Annotated in this window: 19 protein-coding genes; 5 read left to right on the top strand and 14 right to left on the bottom strand. The window is 42.1% G+C overall.

Annotation, left to right across the window (positions count from 1 at the left end; genetic code table 11):
* Window positions 1-143: 143 nt before the first annotated feature.
* The 3 genes from FBR45_RS14705 to FBR45_RS14695 form a co-directional block, all read right to left on the bottom strand.
* Window positions 144-1,625, bottom strand: a complete 1,482-nt coding sequence (locus tag FBR45_RS14705; protein ID WP_246082251.1) for a capsule assembly Wzi family protein — start codon at window positions 1,623-1,625, stop codon at window positions 144-146.
* Window positions 1,626-1,847: 222 nt separating this feature from the next.
* Window positions 1,848-2,390, bottom strand: a complete 543-nt coding sequence (locus FBR45_RS14700; RefSeq protein WP_138503605.1) for a T9SS type A sorting domain-containing protein — start codon at window positions 2,388-2,390, stop codon at window positions 1,848-1,850.
* Between the two features lies 1 nt (window position 2,391).
* Window positions 2,392-4,143, bottom strand: a complete 1,752-nt coding sequence (locus FBR45_RS14695; RefSeq protein ID WP_246082250.1) for a beta strand repeat-containing protein — start codon at window positions 4,141-4,143, stop codon at window positions 2,392-2,394.
* Window positions 4,144-4,320: 177 nt separating this feature from the next.
* Here FBR45_RS14695 and FBR45_RS14690 point away from each other — a divergent pair, with 177 nt between their 5' ends.
* Window positions 4,321-5,946 (top strand): glycosyl hydrolase family 28-related protein, encoded by a 1,626-nt coding sequence (locus FBR45_RS14690; RefSeq protein WP_138503603.1) that lies wholly within the window; start codon window positions 4,321-4,323, stop codon window positions 5,944-5,946.
* 3 nt (window positions 5,947-5,949) lie between these two features.
* Here the strand turns inward: FBR45_RS14690 and FBR45_RS14685 are convergent, their stop codons facing one another.
* The 4 genes from FBR45_RS14685 to FBR45_RS14670 are packed head-to-tail and all read right to left on the bottom strand — an operon-like array spanning window position 5,950 to window position 9,556.
* Window positions 5,950-6,855 carry a glycosyltransferase family 2 protein gene (locus FBR45_RS14685; protein WP_138503601.1) on the bottom strand — a complete coding sequence of 302 codons (906 nt, stop codon included), beginning with the start codon at window positions 6,853-6,855 and terminating at the stop codon, window positions 5,950-5,952.
* Window positions 6,856-6,881: 26 nt separating this feature from the next.
* Window positions 6,882-7,595 carry a glycosyltransferase family 2 protein gene (locus FBR45_RS14680; RefSeq protein ID WP_138503599.1) on the bottom strand — a complete coding sequence of 238 codons (714 nt, stop codon included), beginning with the start codon at window positions 7,593-7,595 and terminating at the stop codon, window positions 6,882-6,884.
* A gap of 13 nt (window positions 7,596-7,608) precedes the next feature.
* Window positions 7,609-8,859, bottom strand: coding sequence for a hypothetical protein (locus FBR45_RS14675; protein WP_138503597.1), 1,251 nt, complete (start codon window positions 8,857-8,859; stop codon window positions 7,609-7,611).
* Window positions 8,837-9,556 carry a glycosyltransferase family 2 protein gene (locus tag FBR45_RS14670; RefSeq protein WP_138503595.1) on the bottom strand — a complete coding sequence of 240 codons (720 nt, stop codon included), beginning with the start codon at window positions 9,554-9,556 and terminating at the stop codon, window positions 8,837-8,839. The genes FBR45_RS14675 and FBR45_RS14670 overlap by 23 nt, the downstream gene beginning before the upstream one ends.
* Before the next feature lie 124 nt (window positions 9,557-9,680).
* On the opposite strand from FBR45_RS14670, the gene FBR45_RS14665 reads away from it, so the two are divergent.
* Entirely contained in the window at window positions 9,681-10,463 is a 783-nt protein-coding gene (locus FBR45_RS14665; protein ID WP_138503593.1) for a glycosyltransferase family 2 protein, read from the top strand.
* Between the two features lie 35 nt (window positions 10,464-10,498).
* Here the strand turns inward: FBR45_RS14665 and FBR45_RS14660 are convergent, their stop codons facing one another.
* Window positions 10,499-11,422 carry a hypothetical protein gene (locus tag FBR45_RS14660; protein ID WP_138503591.1) on the bottom strand — a complete coding sequence of 308 codons (924 nt, stop codon included), beginning with the start codon at window positions 11,420-11,422 and terminating at the stop codon, window positions 10,499-10,501.
* An 8-nt stretch (window positions 11,423-11,430) separates the two neighbouring features.
* On the bottom strand, window positions 11,431-12,765 hold the full coding sequence (locus FBR45_RS14655) for an MBOAT family O-acyltransferase (protein WP_317128617.1): 1,335 nt from the start codon (window positions 12,763-12,765) through the stop codon (window positions 11,431-11,433).
* A gap of 493 nt (window positions 12,766-13,258) precedes the next feature.
* On the opposite strand from FBR45_RS14655, the gene FBR45_RS14650 reads away from it, so the two are divergent.
* The 3 genes from FBR45_RS14650 to FBR45_RS26870 all read left to right on the top strand — a co-directional run bounded on the left by FBR45_RS14650 (window position 13,259) and on the right by FBR45_RS26870 (window position 14,365).
* The gene (locus FBR45_RS14650; RefSeq protein ID WP_138503587.1) at window positions 13,259-13,567 is read left to right on the top strand and encodes a transposase; all 309 of its coding nucleotides are present in this window, start codon (window positions 13,259-13,261) and stop codon (window positions 13,565-13,567) included.
* A gap of 104 nt (window positions 13,568-13,671) precedes the next feature.
* Window positions 13,672-13,881, top strand: coding sequence for a hypothetical protein (locus FBR45_RS14645; RefSeq protein ID WP_138503585.1), 210 nt, complete (start codon window positions 13,672-13,674; stop codon window positions 13,879-13,881).
* Window positions 13,882-14,158: 277 nt separating this feature from the next.
* Complete coding sequence (locus FBR45_RS26870) at window positions 14,159-14,365, top strand: integrase core domain-containing protein (protein ID WP_138504028.1); 207 nt, start codon at window positions 14,159-14,161, stop codon at window positions 14,363-14,365.
* Window positions 14,366-14,447: 82 nt separating this feature from the next.
* On the opposite strand, the gene FBR45_RS14635 is transcribed toward FBR45_RS26870, so the two are convergent.
* The 5 genes from FBR45_RS14635 to FBR45_RS14615 all read right to left on the bottom strand — a co-directional run bounded on the left by FBR45_RS14635 (window position 14,448) and on the right by FBR45_RS14615 (window position 21,710).
* On the bottom strand, window positions 14,448-15,911 hold the full coding sequence (locus FBR45_RS14635) for an oligosaccharide flippase family protein (RefSeq protein WP_138503583.1): 1,464 nt from the start codon (window positions 15,909-15,911) through the stop codon (window positions 14,448-14,450).
* A gap of 49 nt (window positions 15,912-15,960) precedes the next feature.
* The gene (locus FBR45_RS14630) at window positions 15,961-16,689 is read right to left on the bottom strand and encodes an O-methyltransferase (RefSeq protein WP_138503582.1); all 729 of its coding nucleotides are present in this window, start codon (window positions 16,687-16,689) and stop codon (window positions 15,961-15,963) included.
* 462 nt (window positions 16,690-17,151) lie between these two features.
* Complete coding sequence (locus tag FBR45_RS14625) at window positions 17,152-18,126, bottom strand: GDP-mannose 4,6-dehydratase (protein WP_138503580.1); 975 nt, start codon at window positions 18,124-18,126, stop codon at window positions 17,152-17,154.
* Between the two features lie 79 nt (window positions 18,127-18,205).
* Entirely contained in the window at window positions 18,206-19,288 is a 1,083-nt protein-coding gene (locus FBR45_RS14620; protein WP_138503578.1) for a Wzz/FepE/Etk N-terminal domain-containing protein, read from the bottom strand.
* 13 nt (window positions 19,289-19,301) lie between these two features.
* Complete coding sequence (locus FBR45_RS14615; RefSeq protein ID WP_138503576.1) at window positions 19,302-21,710, bottom strand: SLBB domain-containing protein; 2,409 nt, start codon at window positions 21,708-21,710, stop codon at window positions 19,302-19,304.
* Window positions 21,711-21,857: the final 147 nt, after the last annotated feature.

The following is a 21,857-nucleotide window of genomic DNA, read 5'->3' as shown; positions in this document are numbered from 1 at the left end:
GACTACCTACGCTAAAATAAGGCATTCGGTTGACCAACTGCTGCTAAATTATCCTACGGTTCCCGCAGACAGCCCGCAAATTACGAAGAAAAAGGGGGCAGCTACATACCATTTAGTAAAGGGATATGTGACCGGCAGATCGTTTAGGGAGCCGATGCCCATACTTTACGCAGGCTTAAAAATGTACCAACCCCATTTTTATATAATGTGCCACCATCTACAGCCACGCTGGCGGTTATATCCAGCCCGCCCGCTATGGCCAGTGGTACAACCATACCCAGATAACCGGAAAACTGCTTGCGAACCGGGTTGTATGGGTCATCGTAGGTGCCCAGATTACGGCTATACGACGCTTTGATCTGATACGAGACAGGCGCCTGCAGGGCCGATCCCTGCACGGGCAGCTCACCCGCCAGTCCCAGGTGCAGAACCGTTACCCGGTTGTTGACCGTAAAGGTGCCATACGGATACTCTCCGTTCGGACCCAGTGCCGGCGGAATAAAGGGCGTTCCAATCGTGTGTTGGCGGTAAGCCCAGCCGTCGCGAAATTGCTGGTGGTTAAAGTAATTGTCCTTGCCCCGCCGTTTGGGGTCTTCGAGCACGAATACAGGCCCGCCCTGGCTGGTCGTATTCAGCACTTCAAACAAAATATCGCGGACCAGCGCATGCGGATCGTTCCGGCGGATGCGTATCCCGTTCAGCCCATCGGCTACGTTAATGAGTGAGTAGATGGAGCCGTCTTCGATCAGACTCTGCCGATACATGAATAACGTATGCCGAACCAGGTCGATCTCAGCCGCTATGTCGATCGAGCCAACGTGGTTACCAACCCGATTGGTCTGGTCGAAGAATGTATATTTGGTCGTATCGGTCCGCCCTTTATTGATGCCGGTCACTACGTAAAAATAATCGATGGGACCCGACGGCAGTTTACCGCCTGCAGGTATGGTACCCGGTATACCGGTCGGGTCGGTTGCCTGCCCGCCCCAGACTACCTGGTGGTTGAAACCGCCATAAAACCGGAATACCTCATTGGTTCGGCCCAGCCGCAGGTATAGCGACTTCTGATGAAGCATGGTATTACGGATGTAGCCCGACGCGTTTAGGTAACCATGCGCATACGTACCCTGAATAGCCACCCACCCCTTTGTAAAGCCGATCGGGGTAAATACCGGAATGGCAATCTGAATCTTTGGAACCGGCATTGCATTGCCCGACCAGGCATAGGAACCCGTAGACAGGGTCGAATCGGCCAGCCCAAACCGTTCGCGACGGCGGCCCACGTAGGCTTCAAAAATACCCCGGCGTACTTTCAGGTAAGCTTCGGGCAGCAACACCGTCCGTTCGTAGGGTAATTTGTTCTGAGCCGCATTGGCCACTACATTGAGGCCGTACCCAAAGACGAATTTTTTGGGAGAAGAGTTGTATTCGGTGCTATCGTATTCGCTGTATATACCGGCCCTGACCGTAAATACGGGCGACTGATTCGGGACAATACCGAATTGATTGGCACGCAGCCAGAAGGGAGTAGCAGTCGACGACGACAGATACGTTCCTGCTTCAATAGAGTACTGGGTAGGCTGCCGAAGTGGCTGGGCTTGCAGGGTATAACAACCAGTACCCACACTAATTAATGCGTACAGAAGACATCTACAGGGAAAAATACGCATTTGAGAGGAAGTCTGATTCCAGAAAGAACATACAATAATAATGATTGAGCAGGGCCTTTATTGCCAGCCTGGTCAGGAATTGAGCCTAAGGCTGCGGACAAATATAGGTCATAAAGGCGAAGAGACCCACGTACCGTACGTGGGTCTCTTCGCCTTTATGACCTATGTATTATAGAGTTACTTCTTAATAATACGGCTTACAGCCCGCTGTTGGTTCGCTTCAACAATCGGCATGTACACCCCTGACGACAGGGAAGCGGGTTTCCACTCTACGCGGTGCTGACCCGCGGCCTGGGTTTCGTCCTGCAGTAGCTTCCCAACTACTTTCCCCTGCGCATCCGTTACCCACAGATTGACTTTACCGTCGGCAGGCAGGTAATATTCAATGGTCGTTACCTGATCGAACGGGTTGGGAAACGCGCTGAGCTTAAGCGGAAATTCCGACCGACCAGCCGACAGGGTTACGGGTTTTATGAAGGCCGTAAAGATGCTCCCCTGTCTAGCCTCGAAACCGGGCAGTAGCGTAACCGACCGGCCCGCCTGGTAGTCGACGCTAGATGCCGGACTAACCACATTAACGGCTTCAATAGTTTCAACAGCCTGTTCGAGATGCTGACTGCCGCGGTCGTAACTGATTTGAATACGGAGATGCTGGGTCGGCGCCTGGGCCAGACACCATACAGATGAGCAGCAGAGCAAGAAAGTGAGTAGTGCGCGCATCTTATTTGCGGGTTTTACCATGTATACGGCTGATGCGCTGCTCCAGTTGGCGGCTTTTCTTGGTCAAAGCGTCATTCTGCTTTTTCAATTCGATGACGTAGAGGGTTAGTTCTTCGACCTTCTCCAGCAGTTTGGCCTGCATCTGCCCTACATCGACGCCTTCTTTAACAACCTCCTCGGCCGATGGTACGCCGGGCAGATGTTTGTTCTGCTGTATGTACGTGTCCACTTCGTTAAGGCTACGGAGCCGGTAGCTGGCATCGAACACCCGATCAGACCAGTCGTTGGTGCTTTTAACCGCCACTTTCACTTTCTCGGTAAGTACACCATCGGCTACATAAAGCCGGTAGCCTGCTGGCGTTTTAGACACACCCGGCCCAATCACGACCCCACCGGTGTTCGTATTCACCAGGTTATCGCCGTCGGCAACCCAAGCCGTTTCTTCTGCGGCCATCCGGGCCGAACCACCTGCAGTTCCCAAAACAACATCGCCGTTGGTGTCTACAGTCAGAAACTTGGTGGTGTTCAGCGCCGTAGCCGGGCTGCTCGATTTGAGATTGGTCAACCGCAGGCCCGACGTGTTCGTACTCGCGCTGACCACTTCCAGTTTATTAGCGGGCGCTGAGGTTCCAATACCCACATTAACACCGCTCCCCAACACCATTGCGTTGCTGGTCGCCACTTGGGCATTAGTTCCGATAGCAATCGAATTGTTCAAATTCGATTGGCTTTGAATAGCCCCTGAGCCATCACCTATATACACATTCCCAATACCTCCTTGATTACTCTGGCCAGTCCTCCCCCCAATGAACACATTTTGTGTTCCACCGACGTTAGCCACACCTGATGCCAAACCGATGAAAACATTCTGTTCTCCCGTCGTATTATTTAATCCAGATCCGTTGCCAAGAAACACATTGTTGAAACCGGTTGTATTGTTTTGACCTGAGGAATTCCCCATGAATGTGTTATATCCACCAACCGTATTGGCGTATCCTGAATATGACCCAATAAATAAGTTACAAGTACCTGTGGTATTATTATATCCTGTACGTTGGCCGATAAAGACGTTATTAAAACCAGAGGTAATATTTGATCCAGCTGTGTACCCAAAACTAACGTTGTATGCACCTGTGCTATTACTTTGCCCTTGTCCTGCCTTATACCCTACATATACGTTGGCATATCCTTCTGTATTATTAGCGCCCGCTAATGAACCTATAACTACGCTTTCTCTCCCAGTAGTATTTCCCGCCCCAGCATCCGAACCAACGAATGTATTGTCTGCACCCGAAATGTTCGCATAACCGGCACCCGTTCCTAAAAATGCATTGTTATTACCTGACAAGTTGAAATAGCCGGATCTGTTCCCTACAAATACATTGCTGTAACCAGCTCCGTTTGTATAGCCAGAAGAAGAACCCAGGAAAGTATTATTATTACCCGTAGAATTACCAAAACCAGAACTGTATCCAACAAAGGAATTGCCTTGCCCAGAGGTATTCTGACTTCCAGCAGATGCCCCCATAAATACATTTTGGGTACCTGCCATGTTCTGGACGCCCGTTCCTCGTCCAATGAACAGATTGCTGGCGCCACTCATGTTTAGGTTACCGGCTCCCACTCCTACTAATGTGTTATCCGATCCAGGAGTTGCAGAAGAGGGAGTTGTAGAGACATAGTTAGTCTGCGAGTACGCATTGGCACTTACCAATACGGCTAAGCCCATTACCAAAAGTAGATTGTTCTTCATATTTAGGATAAAAACGTGGCACACCAAATAACCCTTAGTCTACAGCAATAATGATGCACAAACTAGGAAACAACAATTTTATTTCATTAGAAAAACCAAAACCCTGTAACTTGTCGGCTGTTAATGGCACTAAAGTAATACAAACAGCACTACGGCATAACTATTATAAGAAATATAATGGCAATCAATGTAAAAGATGCTCCATTCAACGCGAAGGGGGATGGTTCAGTTGACGACTCAGCGGCAATCCAACAAGCAATTAACTACGCAAAATCACTCACTAATGGCACCCCCTATAAGGCAACAGTTTACTTTCCTGCCGGCTTCTACCTTATTAGTACCTCGATCAACCTAACGAATGCCAGTGGGATATGGCTGGTTGGTGATGGGGGACCTTTTTTCAACACTAGTATAGTTGGAAATACTGGCAACAGGGCTATGTTTGACTTCAGTGGGTCTTCGTACTCTGGCTGCGAAAATTTCAGCTTTATCGCCTTTACCGGAGGCACAGCCAATAATCCCTCTACAATTGGAGTACAGTTCGCTTTAACAAATAATGGAGGCCTTAATTGTGGAATAAAGAAGTGCTACTTTCAGATGAATGATGTAGCATCATCCAATGGGAGTTTGGGTTCAATTGGCCTTTTGAATGTACGTAGCGAGGAATTTTACGTACACGAATGCTTGATCAGGGCAAATACCCCCCTGGTTTTAAGCTACTCATCTAACATTGCTTTAGTTAATGCAAACTATACAGCTGGAAGTGCTTACCAAACTTTAGCTGCTGGTACAGGATCCATGGGTGTAGTTAATATAATTAGTACCTCATTACAATCGCTAGAGCGAAGACAGCCTGCTTTAATACTTAATGGCACTAACAGTGTAAATTTTCAAGGATATCTAAGCAGGATTACTGCAACAACAGGATCTAACGAAACAGCTATACTCTGTGCAACATCCACTACTAATTTAAACATACAAGCTAACGTAGAATCCTTTTCAAGACTGGTTAAGGTAGCCGAGAACAGTGGATTCGAAAACTGCACTCTAGATCTCGTCGCTGCTAACGCCACATCGCCTTCTACTGAACTGATTGATGTCACTAACTGTATTATAGCCGGTTTGAAGGCTCGTGTTGCACAGCCTGTTGCCTCTGAGCGAAATCGTACAGTAATAACCCACTCGTACGGAAATGGAAACCAACAGGCAGCAGGTTATATCGTTAATAGCGAGATTACTTGCCTAACCACTCCAAGTAATACAAACATAATATCTGCAAACTTATTAAAAAGAGCAACCAATGTATCCTTCAACACGCCCCAACCTTTTGAAAAGCGTAGTGGGCGTATTCGACAGCTAACCAACAACGCTATAGTTGCCGGAGTAGTAGGGTCACTACAGACGATTACCATATTTCAGTTTCGGGATGCCAGACAAGCCACAGCACTTAACAACAGTGGTTTTTATCGTATATGGCTAGACGGTGTTATTAGAGCAGGTGGATACGGTTCAGGTAAAGCAGCAACATTGTGCTTCCAGGCACAACTGGTTGTTAACCAGCGCTATGATGGGGTCATTGATCCTACTTCTGTCACAATTATTACGTTGGATCAAAGTGTAAGCGACCCTGCCTACCTAAATATAAATGGTATGATACTGGACGTAACATTTGCTAACAATGTAGGCAGTGTAATCTTCACGCCTAGGGTTTCAGGAAGTGGGACAGGAGAACCTGTTTATTACGAAGGTTATGCAGAACTACAAAGTGACTTTTACATTAATGATCCTGTGCCCTTAATGTAATTTCTACTTCCAGAATGATTTATGCATACTGAAAAGTACCTTTAACCGTTTTGGCAGCTGCTGATAGTTAAAGCCAAGCTTGTAACCCGCAAATTTGGCGATTGTCCTCAACAACTGCATGGGCAGCTGCTGAAACGCTTTATTCTGAATAAGAAACTTACTTTCTTGCAACACATAACGTAGGCCTTCAGATTCTGCTCCGTTAAAATATTTAAGTACGTTATTTTGTTGCCGATGAAATACTCCTATATCAAAGTACCGCCCGAACTCTTCGCTTATTGAATAAGTATGTGAATGAAATACCTGCGCTTCCGCACAATATGAAATAGCATAGCCACTTAAAATAAATTTAGCGGCAACAGTAACATCTTCGCCCAGGATAGTATCATCAGGAAAAAGGCTGACCAACTCCATTAAATCCTTTTTATAAACGGCGAAAGAGTTAGAGCATGAGCATGTTTTAATACCTAATTTGCTAATTAGTGATTTATCTTTTAAAAGGCTTTCGGCCGGATAATTGGCAAGGCGGGCAAATCGACCGAATACATCTGTATCATCATAAGGTAACTGCCTCCCATATGCCATAGCTATTCGCTCATCTTTCTCAAGACAATTTACCAAGCGCTCCAACGTATACTGATCAGCAGGTAAGGCATCTTGGGTTAAAAACACAACAATGTTAGAAGAAGAGAGCTTAAGACCTAAATTTCGGGTGGCGCCGTGATTGAAACTAATTTTATCAATTGATGTATAAGGAATTGAGTTCTCTTTAAAATAGATTGCACTATCGTCTGTTGACTCAGAATCAATAATAATTAATTCATGCTCTAAAGTCTGTTTTTTCAACGCTGGAATTAATTTAGGCAAATAATGACCAGCATTGTAAGTAGGGATAACAACAGATACCATTAAGTCAACCTAGTTATAGAGATTAATCATTTTACAGACCTTCGAAGTACACACCATGCTAACAAAAAGCGATTTGTAAAACGCTGGAAATAGTTATAATTCGACTCTTCTCCAGTTTGCGATGCGTTCTCACCGTGCCTTACATACTTAATTAACGGCAAAGATATAAACTCTACACTACCTTTTAGCTCAACACATAGACCTATCCACCAATCGTGCATATGTATTTGGCTAGGAAATGGTAAGACATAGCCTAATACACTCCGTTTGAAGGCCATACAACACCCAACATAAGAGTTTTTGTAAAGATTATACCAAAACCCTGGTTTACTACCTCTATATTTAAAAAACGATGGTATTAGAGTTTGCAAATTAGCGTCTACCACCTCACAATCGCTCAAAACCAAATCCTTACTCTCAAGGCATTTGCGCATTATTTCTAGCTTATTTGGACACCATACGTCATCTTGATCTGCTAGAAATATGTAATCACCTGACGAGTGGCGAATAGAGTTTTCAAAATTAGACACAGGCCCTCTACTACTGGTATTTTGGATCACTATAATTCTACTATCATTGAATGACTGTATTATACTAGTAGTGTTATCAATAGAATTATCGTCAGATACAATTATTTCATCATTAGGCCCTAGCTGCTTTAATATGGAACGGAGCTGGGCTCTAATGTGTGCTGCTCCATTGTAAGTTGCTATACAGACACTAACTTTATTGTTACTCATGTAAAATTTGATATTAAATTGAAAAGCGTATTTTGGGCAACCTGATGGTAAAATACTTCACAGGTAAAAAGAAAATCATATATATGGCAATGGTACTCACATAAATTAATGTTGCAAATTCAATATCGGTTGATATATAAAAACAATTGACAGATACAGCGTAATTAATTGGCTCATGTCCCTTTATGTTTAAGTCTCTGAATTTTGCGGTTATATAAGCGGATAAGACGACATAAGGTAAAATGAGGTACTTACCTATTACTGCTACCTGTAAAGCTAATAAGAAATTAGGACCTACAGAATTAAGTGTATCATAGCCCTTGTCTAACTCATATAGCCGCCAACCCAAGCTTTTAGTAGGTATGCCAAAGAACCCAGTAACGAATATACCGAAGGTAGATTTAATATACTCAAATATTCCAGAGTCAATAAATCTATCAGCATCGTTAACTAGATACATTTCTAAACCATCACCAGCTGCTAATATCCGATTGATAATAGAGCCAAGACCCTGTTCTATCGATGACTCTTTGTCATACATTGCCGTCACAACAACAGCTAGCAATATACTTACCAAAACAGACAAAATTCCAATTAAATTAATCCTTCGCAAGTATTTGACACTTATATTAGCTGGATATTTATAGAGATATAACCCATATGAAATTAGCAGATTAATCATACTTGATCTTCCCCCTGATAAAATGTCAATAATTAGAATTACCAACAAAACAGCCAATAAAAATACTCTCGTTAAATTTTTCTTTCTAATAAGGGTGAAACTGTAATAGTAAAAAAAAGAAGTACCACCCAGTCGACATATATACTGTAACGGATTACGACCCTCTATTAATTTAAACCGAAACCAAAACCACTCAAGAAATGATTTATCATAAGCGTATAGGATAAAATCATATCTGCTATATAAGACCAATAATAAACTCACGAAATAGCTAACGTACAATCGATTTTTGTTTAGCTCTAAGTCAGGAAAATTTTCGTTTTTTCTATTTTTCAAAAAAATGTATAAGAAAGGCACATATATTATATATACTAATAAGAAAAACAAAGAATCAAAACTAAAATTATTAGTGTGTATGTACCCAATCAATAAGCTCAAAATACTAGCAATACTAATTAGATGCAACACCAAAGGATCGATCAAAGAGCCTATTTTTTTATAATATCTCCATATTAGTACTGTAGCCAGACTCATAAAGCTGGCAAACAATATATAAACATTATATTTTTCGTAATAGGTCATATTGGATAAAATATTTAATTTTAAGTAAGGCATTTAATAAAGAAGCTGTTCGCCTGTTAAAATACCTAGATCTAATTAAATTAGTCTCCTGCAAAGAAAGAGCAATGGCAGAACTTGCACCATTTGTATTACATTCTGATATATCTATATCAACCTTTGTTCTTTTTCTTTTATTTAAAAAAAGCCTTAAATTAAGTTCATAATCAGACATAATTTTAAGAGAATCATCATACTTGAAATCAGCGAATAACCTTTTATTATAAAATGCACTTTGATGATGAACTGTGTTATGGAGAAACGTTTTTAAATTAAAAGTAGAAATGTAAGCTTTGCCATTATTGAACACTACATTACCATACACTAAATCAGCATCTTCTGAGAGGATTGATGCTATTTTTGCCAAAACGCCATCTTTCAACCTGTCGTCAGACCCCAAGAAGAGTATCCATTCACCTGATGAAACATCGATACCTTTGTTCATTGCATCATAGATGCCATTATCTTTTTCGCTGCACCAATAACTAATACTATCTTGATATTTTTTTACAATATCCAAAGTCTGGTCTGAACTACCCCCATCAATAACGATGTATTCGTACAAACGAGAGTCTTGTTTAATAACACTTAAAATGCTGTCTTCCAGCGTATTAGCTGCATTGTGCGTTACAGTTATGATTGAAAATAAGGGCAATGCCATCCTCCAGTGAATTAACTATATAACAAATTTAATACTGAAATGTACATTAATCAAATTATTATATTTGCCTGCCATTAGGCCATAAGTAGCTCTAATCAACGCTTAATATCAATTTTTAACTATTATGAATGATTATAATCCTTTGATAAGTATAATTATTGCCGTTTATAATGGAGGTGCTTATTTAAAAGATGCTCTTGACAGTATAATTCAGCAAGAGTATAAAAATTTAGAGATACTAGTAATTGACGGAGGTTCAACAGACAATACGTTAGAAATAATCAATAGCTATAAGAAATTCATAAAATATACTATTTCTGAACGAGATAATGGTATCTACGATGCTTGGAACAAGGGCATTAGAGCTGCATCTGGCGAGTGGATCGCTTTTATCGGAGCCGATGACATTTTATATCCCCACGCTTACCAGGCGTATGTCTCACACATAGCAAATTTAGACGTCAAAAATACACTAGAGTTTGTCTCGTCACGTATTGACTTGGTTGACAATGACCTTAACAAAATAGAAACAGTTGGTTTACCTTGGAACTGGTACGATTTTAAGAAAAAAATGATTACTTGGCACGTAGGAACGCTCCACTCAAAAGCATTATTTGCTAAATACGGTTTATTTAACCCTAATTACAAAATCTCTGGTGACTACGAACTGCTGTTAAGACCAAAGAGAGATTTGATCGCTTCATATGTACCTGTTGTGACTGTCATGATGAGGAGTGGTGGAGTAAGCAATACACTTTTCTACAAGGCAATTGATGAAACTTATCGCGCCAAAATACAAAATGGCATCTTTAACCCTTATTTAGGAACTTTGTTGAAGTACAATAACAAAGTCAAACTTTTTGTCAAACTGTTCTTAATAAGGATAGGATTTGTTAAAAAACTATAAAATTAGAAAAAAAACTACTGCGATTATTATATAATCTATGGCTTAATTACATTATTCTTTTTTAATAGCTCAAACACTTGTATAGTTCGCTTCTGAACCCCCAAACTATCTAAATGATATACGGTATCAAAGAAATAGTTGTCTTCATATATTGATTGTTCTAAAGTACCAATAATAGGACAATGTAGTTTTGCTTTATATTGATTTTCTAAGTCGTGAAGTACAACTCTATTTCGAAGGTAAGCCGACTTATAAAACGCGGGAAAAATGAAATAAGATTTTGCCCCCTTTGATGCACAATAGGTTATAAAACAATTTAAAGTTTCAATTTCTTTTGAGTAATCTTGTAACGGAAAATTTATATTACCACTCACAACAGAAGGCTTTGGTTTACCATAATGTGAAATTACATCTCCCGCTTCGGTAAATGCTGAACGGTAGTAATAAGGATCTCTGCTTCTTCCAATAATTTTATAAAATGTACTACTTATATCTAACTGTAATTGAGCAAAAAAAAGCCTTATTTTATCCCCTAAAGTCAGATTTAGAAGGTTGTAGCTTGACGGATTATTGGATACAAGCTGGGCCATGAGTTTATTGTTTCCTTTACTAAGGAAGTGTTCTATAGATAAAATTAATATATCACCTTTACGTACATTTAGTTTGGCTTGATTTAAAGCGAAGTCTAGGCCTAGACCTGCGTGAAGTCCCATATTTACAACAGGGCGTTCAACCATTGTACTCAATAGCTTACTATTCAGTCCAAGCGCCAAATTAGAACCGCCAGCAAATATCACTTTAGGCGATTTTGTCCTTTTTAATACATTCTCTTTATCTACAGACGCTGATACGTAACTGTTCTCATCTACACTAAAAGAAGAAAGTGCAAATTTGATAATTGCAATAGTGGCAACACACAGCATAATAATAATTAGCGCTGAACGCACAGTCTTATTCATCTGGCTCATCAAAATTGAAAGTATATAAATTGCTCTTGCACATCAAACATTCCAAACAAAATAATAATCATCACTAGTGCGTAATATAGACCGATCTTAATTAAATATGGTTGTTCAAAATACCATTTTCTATTTTGTGTTTGCTGAATGTACTCTACAACTAGTAAAATTAGCAACGAACCAAAACCAATAATGTAATCATACATAGTTGAACCCAATACGCCTGGTTTCAGCATAGAAACGCTTGAAGGTATATTCACACACATATTCTCTATAACGTAAATCGCATCTTTTACTGTTTTAGCCCGAAAAAAAACCCATGCTAAACAGGTTAGTGAGAAAGTAGTACCAATTGTTAACCCAGAAAACAGTAAACTTTGCTTCCCAGTAAATAGAACACTAAAGATCTTTTCTCTTAACTCTTTGCTAGCGGCCTCAATAATTAAGTATACTCCATTCAACGCCCCCCAAATTATATATGTCCAGTTGGCACCATGCCAAAACCCACTAACTAAGAATGTCACAAATAAATTGAAATACCATCGCTCTCTAGAAACCCTATTTCCACCAAGAGGAATGTACAAATAATCTCTAAACCAAGTTGATAAGGAAATATGCCATCGTTTCCAAAATTCTGATATTGAAGATGAAAAATAAGGTGAGTCAAAATTTTTCATTAACCTAAATCCAATGGTACGAGCCGTACCTAAGGCAATATCTGAATATCCGGAGAAATCACAATATATTTGAAAAGCAAACAGTACAGTCGCAAAAATCAGAGGTAAACCTTTAAACTGAGTCGGATCATTGTATACGGTATTTATAATTACAGCAAAGCGGTCTGCAATAACTACTTTTTTAAATAAGCCCCAAATGATTAATTTTAGGCCGGTAGATATATTTTCGTACCTATATTCATGCCTTTCATAAAATTGGTATAATACGTTTTGCGGCCTTTCAATAGGGCCTGCTACCAGTTGAGGGTAAAACATTACATATAATGCATAAATTCCAAAATGTTTTTCGGGTTTTTGATTACCTCTATACACCTCTATTGTATAACTCATTGCTTGGAAAGTATGGAAAGATAATCCAATAGGCAATAGAATAGTCATTATTGGAAGCGCATAGCCAAGCCCCGATTCATTTAGCAATAAATTGACATTATCGACAAAAAAGTTATAATATTTAAATATAGCAAGTACACCTATATTGGCTACGAGACTGCAAACAAGGAGTACTTTTCTTAAATGACCACTTTCTTTCTCTATATATATTCCAGCGAAATAATCAATTACAATTGTTACACCTAAGATGACAATGTAAATAGGAACAAATGCCATATAAAAATAGCAGCTTCCTGTTAGTAACAATAGCCATCTGAAGCGTTGAGGGGTTACATAATATGCAAGCGTTATAATGAAAAAGAACGTAACAAAATGTAAAGAGTTAAACAACATCGCTTCAAATATCGATAAAATTTTATCCAGCTATCGAAAGATTTACCCCTTCCCGTTAAAGGTCCTTTATGCTATTTATAAAGGTGCGGAGGGCATTTTTGGATCTAAGGTACAATTATACGCTTTTATTACAATGTTGGTAGGGTACAATTATAACTATTTATTTTGCAGCCTATTGCTATCAGAAGATCAACGTAAGCTAAAATAATAGAAATTCTACATACCTTCTCTGACCATTGCCTACAGATACCACACCTCATAGTTAAAAAAGTATATTATTCTTAGAAAACACAGCCCTTGTAAAGCCTACCACTATTTATCGGTCAATAGTACTTTTGTAAGCATCCCCTGATGATATTCCAGTAAAAAGTAGAGTATTCTAATTAACTTTTCACAAAGAAGAAGGAAAACGAAAGCAAAACGAGTCAGTGAGGCTCAGATCGTAGCTATTCTTAAACAACAGCAGACGGGCCTGACCGTTGCCCAGATCATCCGCCAGCATGGCATCAGCGAAGTTACTTTCTACAACTGGAAAAGCAAGTACGGCAGTATGCAGGTGGCCGACCTAAAACGGCTGAAAGACCTCGAAGAAGACAACGGACGGATAAAGAAGATGTATGCCGAACTGAGTCTGGAGAACGAAGTCATTAAAGAGGCCTTCCAAAAAAGTGGTATGACCTGCTGACCGTCGTCAGTTGGCGCAGTCGATGGTTACAAGGCGTTTAGCCAGCGCCGGGCTTGCCGAGTGATGGGCCTAAACCGCCGTAGTTACGACCGATCCAGTAAGCGTTGACCCAACCAGCCCAGCCCGTCGAGCAGGCCATTGAAGCGCTGGCTCAGAAGCACCCCGGTTGGGGTTTCTGGAAAATCCTCTACCGTTTGTATCGACTCAACTATGGCTTCAACGGTAAACAGGTCTGGCGAGTTTACTGGCAGATGGGGCTAAATCTGCCAGACGTAAACGCAAACGATTGCCAGCCAGACTGCGGCACCCCTTAACTCAGCCAATGGCTGTGAATCAGGTCTGGTCACTGGACTCTATGAGTGATGCCTTACGCGATGGCCGACGCTTTCGGACTTTAAATGTATTAGACGATTACAATCGGCAGGCTTTAGGGTAGAAGTAGACTACTCTTTACCGGCTGGTCGGGTGGTTCGGCTGTTACAACGCTTGGTAGATGAGTATGATAATACCGCTAAACTCGCTTTGACAATGGGCCCAAGTTTATCAGCATTGCCCTGCGTGAATGGTGTGAGCAGAAGGCATTGATCTCCACTGATTCAGCCAGGCAAGCCTACCCAGAATGCCTACATTGAGCGATTTAATGGGAGTTTCCGGCGGGAGGTACTGGATGCGTATTGTTTTGCTACCTTATCTCAAGTGCGTGATATAGTCGATAGATGGTTAGACTATTATAACACCAAACGACCGAATCAGGCGTTGGGCTTTTTAACGCCAATTGAGTACAAACAAGTGGCTTAGGCTCTAACCGCAACTGGCATACTGAACAGGGAATAGCACATAAAACTTACTTGTACAACCTGATATATGTATGCATAACTATTCACTTTGGCATCACTAAGACTTTAATCTTATTAAGAATATTATAATATGAAATGTAACTTCTCATACTGAATAAGACCCCAAACAAAAGAGAAAAATATAAACCAACTTTCAAAACTAAATTATCAATAGAAAAACTAAAAAATATAAAAAATACGGCCAGTAACAGTGGCAATATAATACTTCTAAAAAACGAAAAATTTATTGACCGAAGCTTTCTGGCCATTCTATAATTAAGTAATAAAGTCAAACTAAAGCCAAGATTACCAAAACAAGCTCCAATAATTCCAAAATATTCCGTCAGCCCGTATATGAGTCCTAACGAAATAATACCTGAAAATAAGATTAAATTTGTTAAAAATCGCTCTTCTCCCGTAGCTAGTAGAGAAAAATAACCAACAGCATTAAAAGAGTAAGCGCAATAACAAATCGTGACTACTATCAACGCTTGCTTTATTAACATAGCTTCAGTATTTCCTATTTTGAAAAGCAAACTTGTTAATTCAGAGGAAAAGAAAACTATAAAGCTGCCAGCTAAAATTACTATAATTGTATTAATAGCGAACGATTTCGAAAGTATATCTTGAGTTCCTTTATCACCATTTATGTGATTCGCTGCCAGTACGGGTAATAATGGTTGTAATGGCATTGATGATATCACATTGATTTGATTGGCTACTGAAGTAAGAGCAGAATATACGCCTGCCCAAGCTGCTCCTAGACTACTAAGGACTATCAACCGGTCGAGCTGAGAAAATAGCGTTGTTCCTAACGCGGCAAGCCACATCCGAAACCCGTATTTACTTAAGTTAGTTAAATTAGTGTATGATACTTTCTGAAAATTGCTCAAATCTATTTTCTCCAGATGATAGCACATGAATAAATAAACAAATAACACTAGAGTAGATAAAGCAAGTAGTACCTGTTGCATAAGTATTATATCTTTAGATGTAGTACCTATGTACAAAGTAAATGCCATACTTAGTATTGTATATAAAGTAGATATCAGATTAACTTCTCCGTATAAACTATTTGCCTGAAGAATACCAATGAAAAATTGAATTAATATTCTAATACAAACTATCCCGGCGCTAATTTTCGTTGCTTCTAGGAGTATATATTTTTTCTGTAAACTTAAATTGTCAAAAATATCAATTACGAAGTCAGCACTAAAAAAGATTAGAGTACTTGAAATTGCCGCTAACCCAAACACATAGATAATAGCACTAGACAAATTAAATTTATCTTTGTGCTGAGAGCTGGCTATATCTTTCGACAGAAAAACAGTAATAGAAGATGAAACGCTCCATTCAGAAAAAAGTGTTATATTAAGTATAGCACTTACAGCAGCATATAATCCATAATATTCTATCCCCAAACTCCGTGTTAATAATGGGACACTTATTAAACCCAGGCCTAACCTAGTTAACCCACCAAGTGTATTATAAACACTACTTTTCCACATAAATATTATTAGCTGGTAATCATATTAATTATTTGTTTTTTTGGAGAGATTATAAGCCCAAGCAATTATTGTCTTTGTAAAAAATAGCTGTACAAGAATCATGATATACCAGAGGACACATACCCCAAAAATCAACCCGTCTGAATCCTTGACTTTTTAGAAATTCAGTAGATTCATTTGATTCTACATAATCTACGTTATCAATAATAATAACGCCTGTCGGGTTTAAAACACTAACTGAATTACTAACTGAATTATTGCGATAGATTCCATCTATTAAAATAATATCATACAGCTTACCTTTACTTTTAACTTCTAGTGAATAAGGAACCTCATCAGTAAACGACATAAAGGTAATGGCTGAGTAGTTTTCGGCTGTATCTACTTCTCTCAATGTCAACTTGGCGTTAGCTGGCATTTTAGGAGCTATTTCGTTAAACCAAGCTTTGTCATGTTCTACCGAGTCAATCTCTCCTACTCGTTGAGCAAACCACAATGTCGAATTTCCACTTCCGTATTCAAACATAGTTAGTGTTTGATTTAACCTTGGTTCTATGAAGTTAATAAAGGGATATGTTAACCAGGGAAGTGGCTCGCCTTTCTTTCCAACGGACTTTGCTTTATTAACACTTTTAAACCATCCCTGATCTCGCAAATAACTGTCTTTGCTGGAAACTAATCTGATAACACTTGCTATGTGCAGGCTAGTAGCAACATCCCAAAATATTTTCTTAAAAATGTTCAGCTTAGTTTTATCTGGAACATATTGCTTGATCATAGCTAAAGCAGGTTATTTATTGATTTTTTGCGATTTTTTTGCAGTTGACTCTCTTTAAACGAAACAAATGATGCTCAGTCTACTTTTGCCTCCTTCAAACTTCAATTCATAACTGGTTGTTTAACATTCGCGGTCAACAACATTTTCAGTGTAAATATAATTAATACAACGTGAATAGGAACTTTAAAGCTTACAAAGGACATCGTAACTTATCTGTGTTAAGCTACTGGGCTAGATGTCAGTCTTAGGATAGGGATTTTTTTTGACTTACCTACTTAAACTTAATACTTCATAACAGCGATTGAATAAAACAATGTATTGCTGTTGCAGCCTGCTCTCTATTCGTGTGAAAGTACAGGTAAGCAGTATTTTCAAAAAATATGAATGCACTGCTCGAAAGTAGACCGTATAAATTTTAAAATATATGATAGAACTACAGCCAGTACTATAAACAGTTTACTTCTACCTATCAGCAGAATAAATACGGCTTAAATAACCCTCCACCATCAGTTGACCTACTTCTTCCATCGAATGACGAGCCGACCAGCCTAAAAAGTCACGGGCTTTAGTCGGGTCGGCATGTCCTTCTGCTATATCAGTCGGACGAAAAAGAAATTTATCAGATCGTACATGGTTCTCCCAATCTAAACCAACTGCATCGAAAACAACTTGAATAAAATCTCGAAGCTTACTCGTCTTTCCAGTAGCTATGACATAATCATCTGCTTGTTCATGCTGAAGCATAATCCACATGGCTTCCACATAATCGGGTGCCCAGCCCCAGTCACGAGCAATATTAATATTCCCTAATGTCAGTATTTCCTTGCTTCCGTTGGCAATCCGGCAGGCAGTGGTAACAATCTTTTGTGTAACGAAACGCTCAGGTCGTAAGGGCGACTCGTGATTAAACAAGATACCAGTACTTGCCTGTATTTGGTACGCTTCTCGGTAATTGGACACTTGCCAAAAGGCAGCAGCTTTAGCTACTCCGTATGGACTACGAGGTCTGAATGGTGTTTTTTCGTCAGCGGCTTCGCTACCTGTGTCTCCGAAGCACTCACTGGATCCAGCATTGTAAAATCGGACAGGAAGGTTACTAAACCGGATAGCTTCAAGAAGGTTTAGCGTTCCTATACTAATGCTTTCTAAGGTCTCAACAGGTTGTTCAAATGACAAGCTCACCGAACTTTGCCCTGCTAAATTATAAATTTCATCGGGCTTGATCTTAAGTATGGTTTGAAGTACGCTCCTGAAGTCATTAATGTTGATGGAAACAACCTGAATGTCCTGCTGTATATTTAATAAAGCTAGGTTTTTGAATGAAGCCATCTGCGCATCCCTAGACCCGCCATACACCTCATAACCTTTCCCTAATAACATTTTAGCCAGATAAGCTCCATCCTGTCCGGTCACTCCGCATATTAATGCTTTTTTCATAAAGTACTTGAGAGTTGGCAGACGCAGTAAACAGGCTTTCTGACAGGCTATTTACCACTCTCTTATGCCCACATATTCTTTATGCTGTTTTACGCTTGGTTAAAAAGAATGCATACGCTAATCCGAACATTATACCCACGGCTATAAACCCAAGCATGATATTTAGACGTTTAGGGCCGCTTTTGAGTAGTGGAATACGAGCTGGCTCTAATACTTGAAAGACGGGGGCTTCTTCCTGCACTTTGATACGCGCCTGCTCCAATTGCTTGGATAAATCGTTGTAGACCGTCTGCGCTAGCAGGTAATCGGATTGCAGGCGCTGTTCTTGAATTTTAGCCGTTTCCAGAAACAGATTCCGATTACGGTCTCGATAGCTGGAAACAGATAACTCAGCAGCTTGGTAACGACGCTTAGCGTTATTGACTTGTTGAGTTAGAAACTGCACTTGCATCCGTGATTTACCTGTACGGTAATTTGTCACATAGTTAGTAAGATAATCTAATGTCCTTTGAGCGGTTGTGGCCGCGACAACGGGGTCTTGCATTTGCGATGTTATAGTAATAATGCCAGATTTTTTGTCGATAATGGCACTAACCCGCTTGCCAACCGCTTTATTCAAATCCTCCTGGTCCTTGGTTAACTGTAGCGTTTTTTTATCGCTTGAGAATGATGGGGGCAATGTTTCATCATTTCTACTCATTAGCCAGCCTAGCCAACTATGCGCCGATTGGTCCTTTAAGTATGTTTGAAGTAACATCGGCTTGCCACTCTCACGAGTAGTCACTGGTTGCTGAAGCAAATGTAGAGTAAAGGGGAGGCTTTGAACAATGTCAGGGTAAAGGTCGGGCCTGATTGCTTCAGAGTTACTATTTAGATTATCAAGGTCAAACCCGGCTAATCCTGCTAAAGATTTTAAATCCCCTAATCCACCTCCACTTCCGGCAGTTTTCAGCTCAGGCATTACGCGAACTGTTGCTGTGTACTCATTGGGCAGCGAAAAAGCATACAGCCCACCTATGACTAGGAACGAAAGCGCCCAGCGTAGAACTAGCCAACGGTTTCTCTTCAGAAATTTAACAATGTCACTTAGCCGAATCTCAATCTCGTCGGGGTCATGTTGTGGTGTTTCGTTGCGCTCGCGAATAGACTCCTGCGTCGTCATATAAATAGTCACATTAAAAAAAACGACTCAAAACGGTGATGACCAGCGTACCAACGATGGATAGAATACTGGCCCGCTCGACGCCAGACAGCCGGTTGGTATCCATCGGTCTGAAAGGAGCTACGATGGTAGAACCCGGTTCAACCCGGGGGCGCGACTTGAAAAATAGAAACGTACGCGTTCTGTCTTTTCGTCCATTCGGGTAGATAATGTAGGCCTTTCGCTGACGGGCGTTATCGGTGAAACCACCTGCCTCACTGATGTAGTCTTCAAAATCGTAATCTAATTTGAAGCTAACCACCGAGGGGTTTAGTACGGCCCCTTCTACGGCTACCACCTCAGACTGACGCGGAATGAAGAGGGTATCGCCGTCGTTGAGCAGCAGGTTTTCTTCGGCGCCTGGATCGTCGAGTATGTGACGTAGATCACTGCCTACTACCTGACCCTGTCGGCTGTAACGGGCACCGGCCATGTAAGCGCCTGGCTTTAACCCGCCGGCACGGGTAATCACGTCGGCAATGCGTTCCTGGCGGTTGAAAATGGCGTAGTTGCCGGGGTGCAACACCTCACCGAACACAAACACCTGCCGCTGGGCCTCGTAGTTCGGCGATGTACGTACGTAGACAATATCGAACGGCTGGAGCCGGAAGCCGGCAGCACTGTCGGAGGCAGAAGCCGGATTGGTTTCCAATGGGCTCATCTGCAGGTTCCGGTCGAGGGCAAACCGGTACATTTCGAGCGTGGTGGTGCGGATACCGGCCGAGTCCTGACGAATACGCCGGGCTACCTCAACCAGGTTGGGCTTGGCGCCTTCCTGAAAGCCACCCGCCCGCGCAATCAGGTCAGCCACACTCATGTTATTGACAAATTCGACCGTGTCAGGGCGGTTGACGGCCCCTTCAATCGTCACATAATAGGCTTCGCGCAGGTCCTGAATCGATAATACGGTCAGGCTGTCCTGGCGCAGGAGGGGAATGTCGGCGATTTCGCCCCGCATCAACCTCCCGAGATCGAAGGAAAGGTTTTCCCGATCCATGTCGGCCCGCTCGCGGATAATGGTGGCCCGGTTGGTGAAGGCATCTTTGCGTAATCCTTCGGCCCGGGTAATCAGTTGTTTTACGGTTTCCAGACCGGGTTCCAGGGCATAGTCGCCGGGGCGCATGACGGCTCCCGCTATCTGTACGCGGTTTTCGTACCGTTCCAGAATCTTACCGACAAAGTATTTATCGCCCCGTTGTGGTACGAAAGCGCCGATCTGGTCTTCGGTGATGGTGACGATCCGGCGCTCGCGGGCGGTGTTACGCCGGAGGGTGATGCTGGCCCGGTAGGCCTCGTCGCCAAAGCCCCCCGCAAAACTCAGTACGTTTTTGAGGGTTTCGCCCGGCAGCACCTCGAAAATGGCCGGTCGGCGTACCTCACCCGTCAGTTCAACGCGCGTTTCGTAGTCGGCCACCCGAATCACATCCTGATCGAGCAGCCGTATGTTGTCGCGCTGATCGGCCCGCAAAATAAAATCGTACAGGTCGATGGTACGAACCACGCGGTTGCCGCGAATGATGCTGATCTTCCGGAACGAGCCCGTCTCGGGATTAGGTCCGCCCGCCAGGTAGAGGGCGTTGAAAGCGGAGCCCAGCGACGAAATAGTATAAGTACCAGGCCGTACGACCTCGCCAACCAGTGTTACCCGGATGCTGCGGATGTTGCTCAGGGCTACGTTGGCGTAGGTTCCGCTACCCGGACTGCCCAGCCCCTGGTAGCCGCCCTTGCGCAGCCGGTCAATGATGCGCTGTTCAGCCTGCTCGATGGTCAGGCCACTGACAAAAATGGGCGGAATGTTCGGCACTTTTACAGTACCATCGGGCGTGATTTTCAGCCGGAAGCTGTCCGACGATGCACCCGAAATGTCGATGCTGATCTCATCGTCGGGGCCAACGATATAATTACGGGGGGTGGCAATACGCAGGTTGGGCTCGAACGACAAATTGGCATTCTCGAACAGCGATGCCCCAAAGACTTTGATTTTACGGCTGGTATCGGTACGCGCGGTGTACGGTAGCGAATCGATGACCCGGCGCGACAGCCCGTTCGGCAGGGTGCGGCCCAGGCTGGTATCAGCATAACTTTGTCCCCGGCCCCGGTTACTCTGCGACCGAAGCTCTGTAATACGACGACGCATCTTGGCGATATCGGTAAGTGTATACCCCTGCGACATGGCGGCCTGTTCGATCTGAGCTTCGCTTAATCCACTAGCCTGCGCCCGCCGGTAGAACTCTTCGACCTGTTCATCGCTCAGTTGATCGACTCTTGACCCGGCCTGCTGCGCGATGACCGGACTCATTCCTGTCAGGCTGAACAGGACAAAAACAAGGCAGAACAGGCAACGGAAGTGAGAATAACGTGACAATTTGTCCTTAGTACGCATGAATGGCGGCCGTTGGGCCAAAAATTGATTCACAAAAGTAATAGATTCCCGCTAAAACGGTATTCCCGTATAGTAAGGTAGCTAGCCTGAGTGTCACCAGTCTTGCAGTCCGGGGGTAATGCACTAAATTTGTAAAAAAAATCAGGT

This window comes from Spirosoma lacussanchae (assembly GCF_005870035.1).
Taxonomy (GTDB): domain Bacteria; phylum Bacteroidota; class Bacteroidia; order Cytophagales; family Spirosomataceae; genus Spirosoma; species Spirosoma lacussanchae.
This window is presented reverse-complemented; position numbering and strand designations above follow the sequence as displayed.